This is a genomic window from Ruminococcus champanellensis 18P13 = JCM 17042 (genome assembly GCF_000210095.1).
In the GTDB taxonomy this organism is placed as follows: Bacteria; Bacillota; Clostridia; order Oscillospirales; family Ruminococcaceae; genus Ruminococcus_F; species Ruminococcus_F champanellensis.
The window spans coordinates 2,412,878-2,415,912 of record NC_021039.1; the positions used below are offsets into that span (position 1 = coordinate 2,412,878).

3 protein-coding genes are annotated in these 3,035 nt (G+C 59.0%); all 3 read left to right on the forward strand.

From position 1 onward, the window contains the following. Window positions 1-55 precede the first annotated feature (55 nt). The 3 genes from RUM_RS11050 (at window position 56) to RUM_RS11060 (ending at window position 3,003) form a co-directional block, all read left to right on the forward strand. Complete coding sequence (locus RUM_RS11050) at window positions 56-1,333, forward strand: DUF1015 domain-containing protein (protein WP_015559178.1); 1,278 nt, start codon at window positions 56-58, stop codon at window positions 1,331-1,333. 132 nt (window positions 1,334-1,465) lie between these two features. After that, a complete protein-coding gene (locus RUM_RS11055) occupies window positions 1,466-2,113 on the forward strand; it encodes a phage upper tail fiber protein (RefSeq protein WP_015559179.1) in 648 nt (215 codons plus the stop codon). Beyond that, window positions 2,110-3,003: a hypothetical protein gene (locus RUM_RS11060; protein ID WP_015559180.1), complete on the forward strand. Its 894-nt coding sequence runs from the start codon at window positions 2,110-2,112 to the stop codon at window positions 3,001-3,003. The genes RUM_RS11055 and RUM_RS11060 overlap by 4 nt, the downstream gene beginning before the upstream one ends. Window positions 3,004-3,035: the final 32 nt, after the last annotated feature.

The window sequence follows — 3,035 nt, forward strand, 5'->3', positions numbered from 1 at the left end:
GCCAAGCGTGCTTTGCGCGGTGTTGCCACAACATCAAACAACGGGAGGGCATATCATGCAAGCAGCATTTTCACCGGCGGACATTCTCCTGCCGGGCAAGGACATTGACAAAACCAAGTGGGCAGTGGTGGCATGCGACCAGTACACCAGCGAGCCGGATTACTGGAACGCTGTGGCGCAGCAGGTGGGAGACAGTCCCTCCACCCTGCAGCTAATCCTGCCGGAGCTGTACCTGGAGCAGCCGGATGTGGAGCATCGGATCGAAAAGATCCAGGCTGCCATGCAGGCGGATCTGAAGGCAGGCTGTCTGGACTGCTACCCGGATGCGCTGATCTATGTGGAGCGGATCCAGAGCGACGGCAAATGCCGGCAGGGGCTGATCGGCAAGCTGGATCTGGAGCAGTACGACTACGCCAAGGGCAGCACCTCCCCGGTGCGGGCAACGGAAGCCACCGTGCTGGAGCGGATCCCGCCCCGGAAAAAGGTACGGCAGGGTGCGCCCCTGGAGCTGCCCCATATTATGATCCTCATCGACGATATCCGCAGAACCGTCATTGAGCCTCTGGCGGCACGGAAGGACAGTATGCAGAAGCTGTACGATTTTGACCTGATGCAGGGAGGCGGACATCTCACAGGTTATCTGATCCCGGCGGACATGCAGCAGCAGGTACTGGATGCTCTGGACGCTCTGGCGGATCCGGCGGCTTTTGCAGAAAAATATGACCTTGCTCCCGGCACTCCGGTGCTCCAGTACGCCATGGGGGACGGGAACCACTCCCTTGCCACTGCAAAGGCATGCTACGAGCAGTTGAAGGCGGAGCATCCGGGAGAGGATCTGTCCAGCCATCCGGCACGGTATGCCCTGGTAGAGCTTGTGAATCTGCACAGTGACGCATTGCAGTTTGAAGCCATTCACCGGATCGTTACCGGCGTGGATCCGGCGGATCTGATGGGACAGATGCAGCAGGCGTTGCAGTTGACAGAGGGGACGCAGGCAGACTGCCAGTGCTTTACCTGGATCCAGGGGGGGAAGCAGGGTGTGTCTGCGGTGCATGCGCCCACTTCCAAGCTGACGGTGGGCAGCTTGCAGCAATTCCTGGACGGCTATCTGGCAGCCCACCCCGGGGCAAAGATCGACTATATCCACGGGGCGGACGTGGTACAGCGGCTGGCTGCAGCGCCGGATGCCATTGGCTTTTTGCTGCCGGACATGGGCAAGGAGGAGCTGTTCCCCACAGTCATCGGAGACGGGGCACTGCCCAGAAAAACCTTCTCCATGGGGCATGCGGCGGACAAGCGGTTCTATATGGAATGCCGCAGAATCACCGAATAAGGAAATGACCCGGAGGCGGAAAACCTCCGGGTATTTTTCTGCATAGTTGCACGAAAGCGTGCAACTTTCCGAAAAAAAGCGCTGTTTGCAGATGCGGCAAACGCATACTTTACAGCGAAAGGAAGTCATAGAATGACGCTCAAAGCAAACGGCAAGCGCATTGACTGCGGTGCCATCGCCCACCTGTTTTCCCAGGGGGAGCGGCACGCAGACAAGGTGGCATTCGCCCTGCCCCGATACTATGCGGGATGGGACTTGTCCGGCTGCACCTTTGCCCTGACCGGGGAGAATGCAGAGGGAAAGCAAGCCCAACAGGTTCTGGAAAAGGCGGTATCGGAGGATACGGTCACGGTACAGTGGGAGGTGACCGGAGCATTTACCGTAACCCCGGGGGTGCTGAAACTGTCCCTGCGGGCGTTCACCACAGCGGATGCGGCAGAAGCATCCGGCAGCGAAACCGATTCGGACACCTGGCAGGAGGATGGCACGCTGGTGCTGGAGTATCAGCTGACGGACATTGAGATCCTGCCGGCGGTCAGCGCCGTAACGGATCCTGCCACGGTGACGTTGACGGCGCAGACGCTGAATCAGCTGGCGGCAAAGCTGGAACAGGCACTGGCAGAGCTGGACGCACGGGCGGCGGCTCTGAAGCTGACGGGCTTTGAAAACAGGCTCACAACCCTGGAGGGGCGGATCCAACCGGTGACCCAGGCGGAATACAACGCCCTGACCCCGGGTGCTGACACCCTGTATCTCATTGTAGAGGAGGTGGAAGCATGATTGGCACCGGCACACAAGCAGACCCCTATATCGTAAGCACCCTGGCAGACCTGCGCACAGCGGCAGGCACAGCCGGGGCGTATGTGGAGATGGATCCGGATGCATCCACGAAGATCCTGGATCTGAACGGCTCCGCAACCAACCCGGTAACACAGCGGCTGGATATCAACTGCGCCAGCCTGGCAGGGAACGGCTGGCGGATCCGGAATCTGTATTTCTCCTCCCCATCGGATCATTTCCTGGTATCCACCACCACTGCCGTCACCCAGGTCAGCGACCTGCATTTTGACAATCTGGTGTGCAGCAACGGGGCAAAATCCCTGCTGAGCATGTCGAACACCACGCTGACCGGATGCAGCTTCACCGGGGTGAAATATTTCGCAGCAGAGGCATACCTGCTGGCGGCAGGCAGCAGTACCCATAGCATGGCCTGCAAATCCTGTACCTTTGCCATGCAGGCACAGGGCAGCGGCATCCCCTACGGCATCGCCACCCGGTGCGATTTCACCGACTGTAATTTCATGCTGGATATGCCGTTAACCGTTGAGGGCGGCAGACGCGGAAATCTGTTCAGCTACTCCGGTCTGGAGGATTGCCTGATGCGGGGCAGCATCACTCTGAGCGGCACCGGCAATAGCGGACTGGTCTACATCACGGACGGGAACAAGCCTATGAAAAACAGCTTTATCGCGGTAGAGTTCACCAACACATCCGAGTATACCATCGGGCTGTATCCGGTGAAAGCCACCGCCACATCCTGCATAGTGTCGAGTCTGATCGGCACCGGCATCACCTATTACAATGGGGATAATGTCCAGTATGTGACCGCTGCACAGGGTAAGAGTGGGGCATATCTGAACAGCATCGGGTTCCCGGTCACGGAGGTGTGAGCCATGGCGTGGACGTTAGAGCTGAACGTGAA